Source organism: Vibrio sp. V15_P4S5T153 (assembly GCF_963874485.1).
Taxonomy (GTDB): Bacteria; Pseudomonadota; Gammaproteobacteria; order Enterobacterales; family Vibrionaceae; genus Vibrio; species Vibrio anguillarum.
In genome coordinates this window covers 1-15,380 of sequence record NZ_CAWNHR010000006.1, presented here as the reverse complement: position 1 = coordinate 15,380, position 15,380 = coordinate 1, and the positions used below count along the sequence as shown (strand labels likewise).

Below are 15,380 nucleotides of genomic sequence, written 5' to 3'. Positions count from 1 at the left end.
TCCCTCTTGAGCCGTTTGTTATGCAAATTCAATGAGATAAACTGACTTTACACAACCAAAAGCCACGATTGCAATGGTTAAGTGATTCAAGAATCAACCCAAGCCAGAGCCGTGATAAATAAGCCGCCAAAACAAAGTTCACCTTTCAGCAACAAACCAAGCTTTTGGATCAGGCAAACTCAACGAGCGAAAACTTCAGCAAGTCCAAAATGCTCGATTAACTTGCCCTTTCCACACTTTGCGCACGCTGAATTGCCAACAAACCAGCACCAAAACTGATTGAGGCAAACAAAGAACTTTGCCTGTTTTACGGCTTGAGTGAACCACGAATTTTAGGGTAAAAATGCTCATTTGCCGACAACTCAAAACGAATGGCCGGAGAAACCTAAAAAAATTGAACCCCTAAATTTACCTGAGTTGCATAACGCCCGCTTAAGGGGCAGCCAACGCTACTACCAACTTACCGCATAACACCGTAACCACAAAAATCAACGCATGGTAAAAATGCCGCGCGTTGGCTGTCCCTCTTGAAGCGTTTGTTATGTGCTAATTCCGTTTGTTGATATAGTCTATGGCATATTCTATATGTGCAATTAACTCTTCAACGCATTTAGGGAAATAATACTCTGCATCATCAGGGTGTAAGTTGTCTTTAGGCAATAACGTATATTCAATTTCATCGTTAAACAAAGGGTAAAGGTTATGAGTAAGGTAGTTACGACGAACCAGTATAAATTCCAAAATTTCACGAAGCTCATCAGTAACCAATTCATGTTCTTTACAGCTACCAACAAGCTGACCTAACATAGCTCGACTAAGGTTGTATCTCACTTTAAGACTACTCGTGAGAACGATTGACTTTAATACTGACTCTAACTGTCCAGACATCAATATCAGCCGCCCCAAGCTTTCACAAAAACGCTCACTTTTGAGTAATTCATCGTAAAATTCCAGAGACATTGCTTGATTACTCCTTTACACATAACGCCCGGCTAAGGGGTTGACAACGCAACGCCGAACTCAAAAAACACACTGTAAACACTGAACTTCAATTTTGTACTAAAGCCGCCACGCGTTGGCAATCCCTCTTGAGCCGTTTGTTATGCAGTTTTTTAACCAATACTCAGTATAGAGAACGAATTGCTTAGCCAAACTTATCTTTAGCTGCCACAATTCGCACTGTCATTTACTACCAATTGGTTCATCATGAAACTTTTAGTTCGCAATCTATCTCGCTCTACAACTGAACAAGAACTTCGTGTTTTATTCTCAGCTCATGGCTCAGTAGCCGAATGTACGCTTGTTTTAGACCAAGTAACGGGTCAATCAAAAGGCTTTGCTTTTGTCGAAATGCCAAACGAAAACGAAGCTAATGCTGCAATTTCTAGCCTAAACCTTTCTGACGTTGCCAAAAGCAAAATCAGAGTAAAAGCCGCAGAATAAACACCTTATATACAAAAACAGTAAAGCTCCGTCAGTTCAAATACATTGGGCTGACGTCTTTTAGTTTCCGTTGAGCCTGTAGAACTGCATAACGCCCGCCTAAGGGGCTGGCAACGCATACCACTAAACTCAAACACAACAACCGAAACCACCGCGGCTCAATGGGACTGGAAACGCCGCGCGTTGACAGTCCCTCTTGAGGCGTTTGTTATGCGCCTGCTTCAGACCAAACAGCAAATTCGTTACCACTTGGCTCTTTAAAATGAAAACGACAACCACCAGGAAACTCAAAGATAGGACGGATGATATGACCGCCATTTTTCACGACTTTTTCTAAAGTGGCTTCAATGTCTGAACTGTAGAAAATTAACAGTGCGCCACCATTTTCAGTCCGACTAGAAAGCTCTGCCTTAAAAAAACCACCGTCTAACCCTTCATTTGAAAATGCTGCATATTCAGGTCCATAGTCAACAAAGCTCCAGCCAAAAACCTTTGAAAAGAACGCTTTCGTTGACTCTAAGTCTTTCGCTGCAAATTCTACATAATTGAGTTTTCCATGCTGATTCATTGTTAACTCCTGTCAATTTTTCCAATTAGCGCATAACGCCCGCTTAAGGGGCAGCCAACGCTACTACTCACTTTCCGCATAGCACCGTAACCACAAAAACCAACGCATAGTAAAAATGCCACGCGTTGGCTGTCCCTCTTGAAGCGTTTGTTATGTGTAATTTTCTATGTACTCCCTTAAGGACTTTGTCGGTTCAAACAAAGGACTAATTGGAAGGTTAAGATTTAGCTTTTCAATTTCCACTGCCGAATAACCATGGTATTTCTCAAAGTCACTCCAACTGCTCTTGTGAACCTGCTTTACGATTTGAAAGTCTAGTAGCAACTGAGAAAAGGCTTCAGGACTATACCCCTCAGTCTCAGCAATAAAGTGTTGTATCGCCGGATGTTTACCTTGAACCAATGCTAAATAGAATCTAGCGATGTCATTAACATGGATATATTGGTTATAACCTTTAGATGGTATCGCTACTTGGAGAGTTTGGTTTGATAAAGAATCTACAATTCTCTTTAGCTGACAGTTTTCACCACCATAAACCAAACTAGGGCAGTAAACGACATGCCACTTATTGGTGATAGCGCAATCAATCGTAACTGTGTCCGGTTTTACCATTTCTAGAGGCTTAAGCCGAAATTCTTTGAGATCATTACGAGAAGCATTACCAAATAGCCAAACGCCCGATGTGTGGATTTTTGTCGCTCCTTTAGCTGCGAGTCTGTCCAACTGCATTAGCAGCTTGGACTCTATATCAGCGATTTCCTCCGGCGAAAATTCTGACCAATGTGGGCGAGCACAATTTATAACGATGTCAAAGTAACCAGAGAGATCTAATGGCATTTTAGTAAGTTTCCGAGCAGGAAGTAAGACACCGCTAGTCCTGCTGTAGGTCGAAACTTCAAAACCATTTTCGACAAACATCTTAGTCACGTGGCTACCAATATATCCATTGGCTCCTGCTATAAGTACTTTCATTCTTTCCCTGAACTCTCGATTACACATAACGCCCAATTAAGGGGTGAGCAACGCTACCACCCAACCTAAAGCATTGTACCGTAACCACTAAAACTGAAGTAGAAGCAAAAATGCCAAGCGTTGGGAATCCCTCTTAAATTGTTTGTTATGTGCGTGCTAAACGATAGCGCCTTACTGCACCTTCAACATCATCTGTATAGTTACCCAGATATTCGCCACCGCAGTTTTCTATGACCTTTTGAGATGCTGGGTTATCAATTGAACAGGTAACAATAACCGAGTCAGTTACCACATGATCACGCACCCAAGCGAGAAGAAACGAAGCGACGCCTTTGCCACGAGCTGATGGCCTAGTCTCGTAACCAATGTGCCCTATTACATTCTCTACGTTCGCATTCGCCCCAGTACGAACTCGAATAGCACCTAAGATTTCAGAGTTCGAAATGCAGTAGTACGTTGTACTTGGTAAATACCCGCTTGGTAATTCGGAGGTTGCCTTAGACCGCTCAACCAAACCCGACAAATAAGCTTCAGGGTTTAACTCAACATCTGAGTACTTTGGGATACCCGAATCGAAGCATTCCTTCGCATAACTAGATAACATTGGAGCTAAATCAAGACTAGCTTCTACTACTTCCATGCCTATTTTCCTCTAAAGCACATAACGCCCGCTTAAGGGGCAGCCAACGCCACGATCAACTTTCCGCATAACACCGTAATCACAAAAACCAACGCATAGTAAAAATGCCGCGCGTTGGCTGTCCCTCTTGAAGCGTTTGTTAGAGTTCTTGGATTCATATACTAAGTGCAACGCTTATAAATAAAACAGTGAGCTGTCATAATCCCTATTTTTCCTCCCGCCAAGAAGTGAAAAATTATGGCTTATAAACAGCTCACCGAAGGGGACAGATATACTATCGCTGCCTATAAAAAGCAAGGCCTTAGCTATGCTGAAATCGCTCGGCTTACCGGACGCCATAAGAGTACCATTTCTCGAGAAATTGCTCGTAATCGATGTACTTACGATGGGGCCTATCGCCCTTTCAAAGCCGACCAACGCACTCGGACAAGACGCAGTAAATCAAGATGTAATCCGCGTATTACTCAGCAGCAATATAATCAAGTCATGCACTTTATCAAAAAAGACTGGAGCCCTGCTCAAGTCGTTGGAAGAATGAAACGATATAAACAGCCGACCATTAGCCATGAGTCTATTTACCAGTACATCTGGCGTGATAAAGCCAATGGGGGCGAACTTTGGAAACACCTACGACAATCGACCAAGCAACGGCGCAAGCGTTATGCTGCCTACGATAGTCGCGGAAGGCTCGCCAATAAACGACATATCTCTGAGCGTCCTAAAAGTGTCGAAACACGTAAAACGCGTGGACACTGGGAAATTGATACTGTCATGGGCAAAGGCTCTAAGCACTGCATCGTGACACTCGTTGAGCGCATGACCGGCTACACCCTGATNGACAAATACGCTTTAAAATATAGCTCTAGAGCAAGACCACAATTCACATAAAATGGAATCATCCAGTCAATTTCTTTAGGTTTATTCTGATATAAGTTCTCCGCTGAAAATAGAAATGCATCTCCAGCTCTAACAATATTTGCTTTTGGGACAAGTTCCATTTTTACTCCGTAAACTCTAACGCCCGGCTAAGGGGTTGACAACGCACCGCCGAACTCAAAAAACCACTGTAAACACTGAACTTCAATTTTGCACTAAAGTCGCCAAGCGTTGGCAATCCCTCTTGAGCCGTTTGTTATGCAAATTCAATAAGATAAACTGACTTTACTCGATCAAAAGCCACGATTGCAATGGTTGAGTGATTCAAGAACCAACCCAAGCAAAAACTGTGATAAATGAACCGCCAAAACAAAGTCCACCTTTCAACAACCAACCAAGCTTTTGAATGAGACAAACTCAACAAGCAAGACTTTCAGCAGCTGTAAAACGCTCGATAAACTTGCTCTTTCCACACTTTGCGCACGCTGAATTGGCAACGAACCAGCGCTAAAATTGATTGAGGCAAACAAAGAACCTTAGCTGTTTTACGGCTTGAGTGAACCACGGATTTGAGGGTAAAAGTGCTCATTTGCCGACAACACAAAACGAATGGCCGGAGAAATCCAAAAGATTGAACCCCTAAAATTACCTGAGTTGCATAACGCCCAATTAAGGGGTGAGCAACGCTACCACCTAAGCTAAAGCATTGTACCGTAACCACTAAAATTGAAGTAGAAGCAAAAATGCCAAGCGTTGGGAATCCCTCTTAAATTGTTTGTTAAGTTTCTTTGTAATAAATGAAGTCTAAATATGTTAATGACCACCTAAAAACAAAGTTTATGAGATCTTTCTCAAATGGATAAAAGGACTCATAGATTCTTAAAATCTGTTGTTTTAAGTACTTAATGTCAGTGTCCTCTTTGTCTATTGAAAATAGTGTTTCGAGAGCAAGCTTACAGTCGTTTTCATTGTTCAGCACAAGGTCATCTTGCGCAACTAGGGTATCGAAGATAGCCTTTCTTTACCAACACCCATACTAGTAAGTGAATACTGTGCTTTCTTGCTTTTTATCTTGCCATCATCAGATAACCTAGATAGCACTCTATTTCTATTTTTAAACCTAGTTTCTATATGTTCTACATAACTGTACCTTTCTTCTTTTTTCACTGAATCTAAGTTAAGAAAGTAATATAGTGGGTACATTTCTGAGTTCATAGTGCAAATTGACGAGATATAATCAATGCCTTTTGCAGAGCTACTTTCTGTAAGGAAAGCTTCAAAAATGTCTTCTTCAAAGATATTTTTTGTTTTCTCTACGACCATTGCGGAGTCAACTACGTCACCAATAATCTTTACAGCTGGCGCTCCTTCATGACTTTCGGAGTATTTGTCTAAAACCTGAATCTGGCCGAGGATGGATTCATCAATAAGGAATGTATTGTTAGCAGAGCTAAGTTCACCTGTAACTGAGTTAAGTAATGCTATGTTTTCAATGCCTACCTGAGCAATATTCGAAAGGAACTTAAGCCAAACTACCTTCTCATTCTCCTTAATTTCGTTAAGGAGGTATATCAAATCGCCAGATTTGATTTTTGATGATCTTGCAGAATACCTGTAGTAAATGTCAGAGTCGAAAGTCTTTGCTGAGTCTTTTATGCATATGATAGGTTTGTTTCTAGACTCGAAGATTTGCAGAATTCCTATTGTCGATGTACCACATTGCAATGTACTTCTAGAGAACTCTATTGACGGCGAGAAAAGCTCATTGAACCAAACAGAAATGTCAGCGTCATCAACGGATTCATAATTATCTACCCCTACGACAGTATGAGGTCGGTCTGCCACACCAAAGATAATTACACCGCCATCGCGATTAGAAAAAGCTGCAGCGGTTCTTGCAATATTTGACTTGAACTCCTTACTTTTCCAATCAAATATTTCCTTAAACTCAGTCGTGTTAGATTCACGTCGTTTTAGTATGTTCTCCTCATTTACAGCACTGAAGAACTCTTTAGCCCAATCATCAATGTTCATATATCCTCCAGAAACTTAACGCCCGCTTAAGGGGCAGCCAACGCTACTACTAACTTTCCGCATAACACCGTAACCACAAAAACCAACGCATAGTAAAAATGCCACGCGTTGGCTGCCCCTCTTGAAGCGTTTGTTATGTGAATTCTCGATTGAAACGCCGAACTTTTGTACGCACATTTTTCATAGGTGATGACGTATTAAACTGAATCATGCGCCCCAAAGTCCATTGTTCATACCACGCAACACCATACAAATCATGATTACTTAAGCTTGAAATGAGTAAAAGTATCTCATTAACCGTAGACTCAAGTTCAATGAGTAAATCATTGTATTTCCAATCACGATACTCTTCGTGGAAGCTTTCAGCGAGTGAGCCTAATTGGTTCCATTTATAACCAGTTTCCGGGAAATCTACGTGTTGGTGTCGAGATCTTAGCTGATGCCATTTAAGAACCAGTTTTCCCCAACCAATCAAGTAAGCCACTGTATCACTAACACTAATGACCGTACCTTTGATGTTTCCCTCTACTCCAGATTTGCGAGCTTTACTTTCCGGAATTAAACGATAGTCAGCCATGAGTTTCGGAAATATTGAGTTTATAGCTAACGCCAATTCATCCTTATTTTTTGGCACAGAAGACATTTTGATCTCCATTCACATAACGCCGCGTTAAGGGGCGCAGGCACGCACTACGAAGGTGACCGCATCACGCCCTAACCACTAAACAAACCGCAAACCGAAAATGCCACGCGTGCCAAGTCCCTCTTGAACGCTTTGTTATGCATTACAAACCACCGGCTAAATCCAGAAAGTTACCTGTAGAAAATGATGATTTTTCAGACGCTAACCAATAAATGGCCTCAGCGACTTCAGCAGGCAAACCACCCCGTTGCATTGGAATTTTATTTTTGAGTCGTTCTATACGGTCAGGCTCTCCACCGTCAGCGTGCATATCGGTATAAATCAATCCAGGGCGAACACAGTTAACTCTGATACCTTCCGCAGCAACTTCCAACGACAGACCTTTTGTTAACGTGTCAATTGCACCTTTTGACGCTGCATAATCGATGTATTCATTCGGTGAACCTGTTCGAGCGGCTCCCGAAGAAACATTAACTATGACACCTCCGAGACCATCATGACGAGTTGACATTCGTTTCACTGCTTCACGACAACACAAGAAATAACCTGTCACATTGTTTATGAGAATTGAGTTAATCCTCTCTGCGCTCATTTCGTCTAAGCGCATCTGCTTCTTTAAGATACCAGCATTATTGACAAGAACAGAAACAACACCAAGCTCTTGGTCAACGGTTTCAAACAGTTTAACAACATCACCTTCTTTGGAAACGTCAGCTTGAACCGCAATACAATGACCACCTAACGCTTTGATTTCTTCCACGAGAGTATTAGCAGCCTCAGCATTAGATTTGTAATTTATGCATACGGAAAAACTGTTTTGAGCAAAAAGCTTTGCTGTCGCTGCACCAATCCCTCGACTACCGCCAGTAATAACAACTACTTTTTGAACGCTCATTATTCATCCTTTTAACGCTGAATTTGATGTAATGCATAACGCCCGGCTAAGGGGTTGACAACGCAGCACCGAACTCAAAAAATACACTGTAAACACTGAATTTCAATTTTGCACCAAAGTCGCCACGCGTTGGCAATCCCTCTTGAGCCGTTTGTTATGCAAATTCAATGAGATAAACTGAATTTACACGACCAAAAGCCACAATTGCAATGGTTGAGTGATTCAAGAATCAACCCAAGTAGGAGCCGAGATAAATAAGCCGCCAAAACAAAGTCCACCTTTCAGCAACAAACCAAGCTTTTGAATGAGACAAACCCTACAAGCAATACTTTCAGCAAGTGCAAAATGCTCGATTAACTTGCCCTTTCCACACTTTGCGCACGCTGAATTGGCAACAAACCAGCACCAAAACTGATTGAGGCAAACAAAGAACTTTGCCTGTTTTACGGCTTGAGTTAACCACGAATTTTAGGGTAAAAAAGCTCATTTGCCGACAACACAAAACGAATGGCCGGAGAAATCTAAAAAGATTGAACCCCTAAATTTACCTGAGTTGCATAACGCCCAATTAAGGGGTGAACAACGCCACCACCCAACCTAACGCATTGTACCGTAAACACTAAATTTGAAGTAGAAGCAAAACCGCCAAGCGTTGGGAATCCCTCTTAAATTGTTTGTTATATGCCTGACCACTCTGTAGACAGAACTGACATTAGTACTTTATCGACAAATTCACCATTGCGAAAACCTGATTGTCGCATCACGCCCTCATGTTGATAACCTGCATTTTCATAAGCCTTAATTGCACCGTAATTAAGAGAGCTTGCTGTAAGCTGAACTCTGTGCAAACCAAGAGTTCGTATAGCGTAATCTGTTACGATTTTTGTTACTGATGTACCAAAACCCTTACCCCAGTAACTTTTTTCTCCAATAAGAATGAAGTATTCACCGCTACGATTTAGAGTACTGATCCCAGATATGCCAGCATATCCAAGTAGCTGATCATTCTCGTTACTACATATGCCAAAAGAGACATTTTTAGGGTTTGAATTTATGGATAACAGCCATTTTTCGATATCTGATTTTGATTGAGGGTACGCATATGAAGAAAGGCTATAAAGTGTAACTTCACGGTCACGAGACCACTTGTAAAATGCTTCCTTATCTTCCACATCCAGTGAACGAAGATAGTAACCATCTAGTTCCAATTGCATGATTTCCCTTATAATCTCCGATTGGCATATAACGCCCGGCTAAGGGGTTGACAACGCACCACCGAACTCAAAAAACACACTGTAAACACTGAACTTCAATTTTGCACTAAAACCGCCAAGCGTTGGCAATCCCTCTAGAGCCGTTTGTTATGCAAATTCAATAAGATAAACTGAATTTACACGACCAAAAGCCACAATTGCAATGGTTGAGTAATTCAAGAACCAACCGAAGCCAGAGCCGTGATAAATAATCCGCCAAAACAAAGTCCACCTTTCAGCGACAAACCAAGCTTTTGAATCAGACAAACTCAACAAGCAAGGCTTTCAGCAAGTGCGAAATGCTCGATTAACTTGCCCTTTCCACACTTTGTGCCCGCTAAATTCACAACAAACCAGCACCAAAACTGATTGAGGCAAACAAAGAAATTTGCCTGTTTTACGGTTTGAGTTAACCACGAATTTGAAGGTAAAAAAGCTCATTTGCCGACAACACAAAACGAATGGCCGGAGAAATCCCAAAAGATTGAACCCCTAAATTTACCTGAGTTGCATAACGCCCAATTAAGTGGTGAACAACGCACTGACCAAGCCGCTGCATTGCACGGTAAACACTTTACCTGACGCATAGTAAAACTGCCACGCGTTGAGAATCCACTTGAATTGTTTGTTATACGAATTTTTCCACCAGTTCTCTCGTCATAAAATGGCTGTGTGGATCAACTTCATAGTCAGCAAACGGCTCGCAATATGTAAACCCGAATTTCTCATACAGGTTTCGAGCTGGTTGGAAAAACTGCTGAGTACCTGTTTCAAGGCTAACCTTTTGATACCCGTTGTCGAGAGCTGTATTCAAAGCATGAGTTAACAACTTAGTGGCAACACCTGATTTCCTAGATGAACTAGAAGTTCTCATTGATTTAAGCTCAATGTGCTGAGGAGTTAATTGCTTAATAGCGAGGCAGCCTTGTAATTCACCATTAGACCAGCCACTGAAAAACGTAATGTCTGGTGATTTCAGTGCTTCAACATCAAGAGCATGAACGCTTTCAGCAGGTGATGTTGCATACATATCAGCCAGATGCTCCTCGAGCAATTTAATAACTTCGCCACCTGATAGATCGTCTACTTTGATTTCCATATTCCGAACTTTCCTTATTCGTATAACGCCCGGCTAAGGGGTTGACAACGCACCGCCGAACTCAAAAAACCACCCTAAACCCTGAACTTCAATTTTGCACTAAAGCCACCACGCGTTGGCAATCCCTCTTGAGCCGTTTGTTATATGTTTGCTTACACCTTATCTGCGAAGTAAGCCATGATTTCTTCTGTGGTCATTTCTTTGGTTTCATTAGCAAAACAGTAATAACTTGGGCGCATATCACTAAAATACTGCATGTCCATTTCCAAGTCTTTTAAGTTTGGAAATAAACCCACTGGCATATTGTACTCACCAGTTTCTTTAAATTTGTAAAACAGATGAGTTCCACATTCAGAGCAGAAACCACGAGAAGCCCAAGAAGATGATTTGTATATTTTAACCTTATCATCACCTTCGATCTTTACTTGAGTGCCACATTTCACAGCAAAGAATGGTGCTCCACCCCAAGTTCTGCATGATTGGCAATGGCAGACAGTAAACTTAGGATTAACGTTTTCAGCCGTAATTTTTACCGCGCCACAAAGACAATTAGCCTCAGCATAAGACATTGAGATAACTCCTAAATTGATGAAACATATAACGCCCGGTTAAGGGGCAGCCAACGCCATTACCAAGCTTCCGCATAACACCGTAAACACAAAAACCCAACGCATAATAAAAACTGCCACGCGTTGGCTGTCCCTCTTGAACCGTTTGTTATGTTTAAGCTTCAATGACTTACGTTTTACCAAAACCGAGATTAACTCAGCATTGACTCACAAACAAAACGGCAAAACCGTAAAAAACCTGAATTGACTCATAACTTTTGAAAAGCAGACTTGGGCTTTTAACATTTCAAGCTTTAGACAACTAGCAACTTAAAACCTGATTTCTGATTGAGCCNGAGTTCCACATTCAGAGCAGAAACCACGAGAAGCCCAAGAAGATGATTTGTATATTTTAACCTTATCATCACCTTCGATCTTTACTTGAGTGCCACATTTCACAGCAAAGAATGGTGCTCCACCCCAAGTTCTGCATGATTGGCAATGGCAGACAGTAAACTTAGGATTAACGTTTTCAGCCGTAATTTTTACCGCGCCACAAAGACAATTAGCCTCAGCATAAGACATTGAGATAACTCCTAAATTGATGAAACATATAACGCCCGGTTAAGGGGCAGCCAACGCCATTACCAAGCTTCCGCATAACACCGTAAACACAAAAACCAACGCATAATAAAAATGCCACGCGTTGGCTGTCCCTCTTGAACCGTTTGTTATGTTTAAGCTTCAATGACTTACGTTTTACCAAAACCGAGATTAACTCAGCATTGACTCACAAACAAAAGGCAAAACCTAAAAAACTGAATTGACTCATAACTTTTGAAAAGCAGACTTGGGCTTTTAACATTTCAAGCTTTGACAACTAGCAACTTAAAACTGATTTCTGATTGAGCCAACCGCCCTAACCTCGCGCTTACCTGAGTAATTGATTGAGGCAATTCTCTGAATTTCCAGCGCCAAAGAATGGATGTCCGAAAAACAGCGCTCACAAATGCCAACTTGCCGACAAACGTGAAACCAATCAGCTGAGGGAACAAAGAAAAACCATAATCCACTGATTTTTGGTGATTAAACATAACGCCCGGCTAAGGGGTTGACAACGCACCGCCGAATTCAAAAAACACACTGTAAACACTGAACTTCAATTTTGCACTAAAGTCGCCAAGCGTTGGCAATCCCTCTTGAGCCGTTTGTTAGGCCAATAGATTGACAACGATACTTTAAAAACTCAAGAACAAGGCTTGTTTGAAAACTGAAAACCAACTAACCGATTCATTTATAAACCAAAATTTCAAATCAGCAAAGAAACCAAAAAACTCAAATTTAACGGTTTGGAAGAAAAGTGACGAGCGTAGCATGCTCGGCGGACGTTTGGATGCTGAAGGTTATTTTGCCGCTAAATTCACAACGAAAAGCAACCCAACACGATCAAGAAACAACAAATATGTGATGACGATTTATTGCTTAAGTCCAGCCATGAGAACATGGAATTCGCCGTTCAATTCAAACCCGATTTAGCTGATAAAAACTCACTTTGCCTAACGCCCGCTTAAGGGGCAGACAACGCTACTACTCACTTTCCGCATAGCACCTTAATCACAAAAACCAACGCATAGTGAAAATACCACGCGTTGGCTGTCCCTCTTGAAGCGTTTGTTATAGCGGTGCTTTAGCTGCCCATAGAAATATGATGCGTTGCACACAGCTTATTTCCTGCTGGATCGCGTAAATAAGCTAGATACATTTTTCTTTCTCCGCTTACCCTGAGACCTGGAGGATCTTCGCAAGCTACACCGCCATTAGCTAAACCTGCTGCATGCCATGAATCCACTAACTCTGGGCTAGTGACTTTTAAGCCAATTGTCATTCCATTACCATGAGTCGCCAGCTCTCCATTTATTGGCTTCGTAATTCCAAGCACACCATCTTTGTTTATGTAAAGACAGCGACCTTTAGCATCGATAACACCCGATGGATAACCTAAAACAGACAATATGGCGTCATAAAAAACCTTAGATTTTTCAATATCATTGGAGCCAATCATAATATGACTAAACATACTTGTTCCTTTTGTTGAGCAAAATCGGGATTTACTTTGAGGCATCGATTGAGCAATGTCTAGGTTGAAATGTGAGATAAGCTATAACGCCCGCTTAAGGGGCAGCCAACGTTACTACTAACTTTCCGCATAACACCGTAACCACAAAAACCAACGCATAGTAAAAATGCCGCGCGTTGGCTGTCCCTCTTGAAGCGTTTGTTAAGTGTTTATTTGACGCTGTCCCGTTTTTCCACAGCTTTCAACACTCCCTCAGGAAGGATATTATAAAGCGCTGCCACTTTTTTAGGTTGAGAAATTGTCACCTCAACAATAAAGTTAATCATTTCAAACAGACTATTTGCTACTTCTGGGTTGTCATTTAGATCAATTTCTCCTGGATGCACTGCGTTATTACCTATTACTCGGCAATAATCTAATGCTTGCTGAACTTCGATGGGCAAACCTTTGGTAACTAGTGAACCAATGTCATCGTTAATATTTTTACCCTTTTCACCCAATTCAATAAGCAGTTTTTGAATAGCTAAGCGAAGTAAAGCTGCGGCAGCTCGAGGAGATCGCGCAACAATGTCCCTAGCCTCGTTATAATCTGAAGTACATACTTCAGGTAAATCTTGGTGGTGAGGGGGTACTGGTGCTTCTGAGGGCACAATCATTCTACCTTGAAACCAAAAAGAAATTTCATTGCAATGACAACATTTATTATATGAAAACTCTGTATTCTGAAAATTACCATTTTGATTACGAAGAAAAATCTTATTCCAATATTGACTTGCGAATACTCCACATTGAACACAATAAAATTGTTCTTGTAGAAATATCGGTGGATAATATTTACTCATTTGTACTCCCAAACTCAAGAAACACTTAACGCCCGCTTAAGGGGCAGACAACGCTACTACCAACTTTCCGCACAACACCGTAATCACATAAACCAACGCACAATAAAAATGCCACGCGTTGGCTGTCCCTCTTGAAGCGTTTGTTATGCCGCTAGCTGAAGCGTGAAGCGAGTTTCTTATAAACAGCGTCTTTATCTCGTTTACCAACAGCGAGTACATAAACGACAACTTCATTGTCGATGACTTCATAAGCCAAACGATAACCAGCTGTACGAAGTTTGATTTTGTAAACAGAATCATAACCCCGTAACTTTGATGATGAAACGTGGGGATTTTCTAGCCTTTCTTTGAGTTTCTTTTTAAATTGACTCTGAATAGTTGGCGCTAGCTTACTCCACTCCTTTTGGGCTGCTGGCAAAAACTTTAGCTTATAAGTCATCAATATTGATTTCCACAGCTTGCGACAAATCACCACGACGACTATCTACTATTTGGGAAAGCTCATAATCATCAAGCATATCCATCAGATACTCGTAAGTTTCAGCCGGTACAAGGTAAGCTGCGGGTTTGTTGTGGTTAAGGATCGCAATAGCTGAACCATCAGCCTCGTTCAAAAGAGCAGTTGGATTTTTCTTTAACTCTGAAATACTGGCAGAGCAATTCGCTAATACCTGTCTCATAACTTCACCATATAAGCATTAAAATCAGACCTAATTTTAGACCTTAATTTAAGTAATTGCTAGAGATTTACAAAAGAGGCATAACGCCCTGTTAAGGTGTGAGCAACGCAATACTGAAGCTGCCGCATACCACCTTAAACACTAAACGCAACGCATAGTAAAAATGCCACGCGTTGCGAATCACTCTTAAACAGTTTGTTATGCCTGTCCTAACACGCGCTCAATAAAAGCTGATTTTTTCCGACGATACTCTTCGTGAGACCAACCTGTACAAGACATTTTCAGCTCATTGTATCGTTGAACTAACTCAGGACTTTTACGGAGTTTGTCTCTAAACCCTACAAAAAAGTCAAATCCCGAACCATTGGCTACAACTTGAAAAGCGACATCCTCACCTGAGCTATTTTCCAGCATGCAAAGCTCCGGAGTTCTTAACGTGTCGGATTTTTCGTTGAAACCTAGAGTAGAAAGTAACTTTACTGCATTCTCTAGTTCCTTGCCGTTAACACCAACAAGTATGTCTAGGTCACCTTTAGATACAGCATTGGGGATAGAGGAAGCTCCAATATGCTCAATAGATGCATCTGGAAGTAAAGCAGCTATCTCAAGTTCGTACTTACGATACAGGTTTTCGCAAGATGCCTGATATTCATTTGCTTTGTAAAACTGCATATTTTCTCCCAAAAGGCATAACGCCCGGCTAAGGGGTTGACAACGCACCGCCAGACTAAAAAAAACACCTTAAACACTGAACTTCAATTTTGCACTAAAGTCGCCAAGCGTTGGCAATCCCTCTTGAGCCGTTTGTTA

The 15,380-nt window shown here is 41.4% G+C and carries 17 protein-coding genes and 1 pseudogene; 2 read left to right on the top strand and 16 right to left on the bottom strand.

From position 1 onward, the window contains the following. Window positions 1-546: 546 nt before the first annotated feature. Window positions 547-960: a hypothetical protein gene (locus tag AACT42_RS01355; protein WP_094183001.1), complete on the bottom strand. Its 414-nt coding sequence runs from the start codon at window positions 958-960 to the stop codon at window positions 547-549. Window positions 961-1,206: 246 nt separating this feature from the next. On the opposite strand from AACT42_RS01355, the gene AACT42_RS01350 reads away from it, so the two are divergent. Beyond that, window positions 1,207-1,443, top strand: coding sequence for an RNA recognition motif domain-containing protein (locus AACT42_RS01350; RefSeq protein WP_013867767.1), 237 nt, complete (start codon window positions 1,207-1,209; stop codon window positions 1,441-1,443). Window positions 1,444-1,651: 208 nt separating this feature from the next. On the opposite strand, the gene AACT42_RS01345 is transcribed toward AACT42_RS01350, so the two are convergent. The 3 genes from AACT42_RS01345 to AACT42_RS01335 form a co-directional block, all read right to left on the bottom strand. Further along, window positions 1,652-2,011 carry a VOC family protein gene (locus tag AACT42_RS01345; protein ID WP_094133939.1) on the bottom strand — a complete coding sequence of 120 codons (360 nt, stop codon included), beginning with the start codon at window positions 2,009-2,011 and terminating at the stop codon, window positions 1,652-1,654. Between the two features lie 150 nt (window positions 2,012-2,161). After that, window positions 2,162-2,983: an NAD-dependent epimerase/dehydratase family protein gene (locus AACT42_RS01340; protein WP_045571652.1), complete on the bottom strand. Its 822-nt coding sequence runs from the start codon at window positions 2,981-2,983 to the stop codon at window positions 2,162-2,164. Window positions 2,984-3,128: 145 nt separating this feature from the next. Beyond that, window positions 3,129-3,623 carry a GNAT family N-acetyltransferase gene (locus AACT42_RS01335; RefSeq protein WP_094133938.1) on the bottom strand — a complete coding sequence of 165 codons (495 nt, stop codon included), beginning with the start codon at window positions 3,621-3,623 and terminating at the stop codon, window positions 3,129-3,131. Window positions 3,624-3,860: 237 nt separating this feature from the next. On the opposite strand from AACT42_RS01335, the gene AACT42_RS01330 reads away from it, so the two are divergent. Then, window positions 3,861-4,511, top strand: a complete 651-nt coding sequence (locus AACT42_RS01330; RefSeq protein ID WP_254918666.1) for an IS30 family transposase — start codon at window positions 3,861-3,863, stop codon at window positions 4,509-4,511. A gap of 984 nt (window positions 4,512-5,495) precedes the next feature. Here the strand turns inward: AACT42_RS01330 and AACT42_RS01325 are convergent. The 12 genes and pseudogenes from AACT42_RS01325 to AACT42_RS01265 form a co-directional block, all read right to left on the bottom strand. Further along, the gene (locus AACT42_RS01325) at window positions 5,496-6,533 is read right to left on the bottom strand and encodes an ATP-binding protein (protein ID WP_094133687.1); all 1,038 of its coding nucleotides are present in this window, start codon (window positions 6,531-6,533) and stop codon (window positions 5,496-5,498) included. A gap of 133 nt (window positions 6,534-6,666) precedes the next feature. Beyond that, the gene (locus tag AACT42_RS01320) at window positions 6,667-7,176 is read right to left on the bottom strand and encodes a ClbS/DfsB family four-helix bundle protein (RefSeq protein WP_094133688.1); all 510 of its coding nucleotides are present in this window, start codon (window positions 7,174-7,176) and stop codon (window positions 6,667-6,669) included. A 142-nt stretch (window positions 7,177-7,318) separates the two neighbouring features. Beyond that, window positions 7,319-8,071, bottom strand: a complete 753-nt coding sequence (locus AACT42_RS01315) for an SDR family oxidoreductase (protein ID WP_094133689.1) — start codon at window positions 8,069-8,071, stop codon at window positions 7,319-7,321. 677 nt (window positions 8,072-8,748) lie between these two features. Then, complete coding sequence (locus AACT42_RS01310) at window positions 8,749-9,285, bottom strand: GNAT family N-acetyltransferase (protein ID WP_094133690.1); 537 nt, start codon at window positions 9,283-9,285, stop codon at window positions 8,749-8,751. A 667-nt stretch (window positions 9,286-9,952) separates the two neighbouring features. Beyond that, window positions 9,953-10,423: a GNAT family N-acetyltransferase gene (locus AACT42_RS01305; protein WP_017036601.1), complete on the bottom strand. Its 471-nt coding sequence runs from the start codon at window positions 10,421-10,423 to the stop codon at window positions 9,953-9,955. Window positions 10,424-10,575: 152 nt separating this feature from the next. Then, window positions 10,576-10,992, bottom strand: a complete 417-nt coding sequence (locus AACT42_RS01300; protein WP_094167963.1) for a GFA family protein — start codon at window positions 10,990-10,992, stop codon at window positions 10,576-10,578. Between the two features lie 336 nt (window positions 10,993-11,328). Further along, a pseudogene (locus AACT42_RS01295) lies at window positions 11,329-11,556 on the bottom strand (GFA family protein); the annotation flags it as partial. A gap of 1,102 nt (window positions 11,557-12,658) precedes the next feature. Further along, window positions 12,659-13,048, bottom strand: a complete 390-nt coding sequence (locus AACT42_RS01285; protein WP_170899813.1) for a VOC family protein — start codon at window positions 13,046-13,048, stop codon at window positions 12,659-12,661. Window positions 13,049-13,257: 209 nt separating this feature from the next. Continuing rightward, window positions 13,258-13,890, bottom strand: a complete 633-nt coding sequence (locus AACT42_RS01280) for a DUF4145 domain-containing protein (protein ID WP_094182998.1) — start codon at window positions 13,888-13,890, stop codon at window positions 13,258-13,260. A 151-nt stretch (window positions 13,891-14,041) separates the two neighbouring features. Further along, window positions 14,042-14,329 (bottom strand): type II toxin-antitoxin system RelE family toxin, encoded by a 288-nt coding sequence (locus AACT42_RS01275; RefSeq protein WP_176432248.1) that lies wholly within the window; start codon window positions 14,327-14,329, stop codon window positions 14,042-14,044. Then, window positions 14,319-14,570, bottom strand: coding sequence for a type II toxin-antitoxin system Phd/YefM family antitoxin (locus AACT42_RS01270; protein WP_001250181.1), 252 nt, complete (start codon window positions 14,568-14,570; stop codon window positions 14,319-14,321). Before AACT42_RS01270 ends, AACT42_RS01275 begins: the two co-directional genes overlap by 11 nt. A gap of 198 nt (window positions 14,571-14,768) precedes the next feature. Then, on the bottom strand, window positions 14,769-15,242 hold the full coding sequence (locus tag AACT42_RS01265; protein WP_088729540.1) for a GrpB family protein: 474 nt from the start codon (window positions 15,240-15,242) through the stop codon (window positions 14,769-14,771). Between the last annotated feature and the right edge of the window lie 138 nt (window positions 15,243-15,380).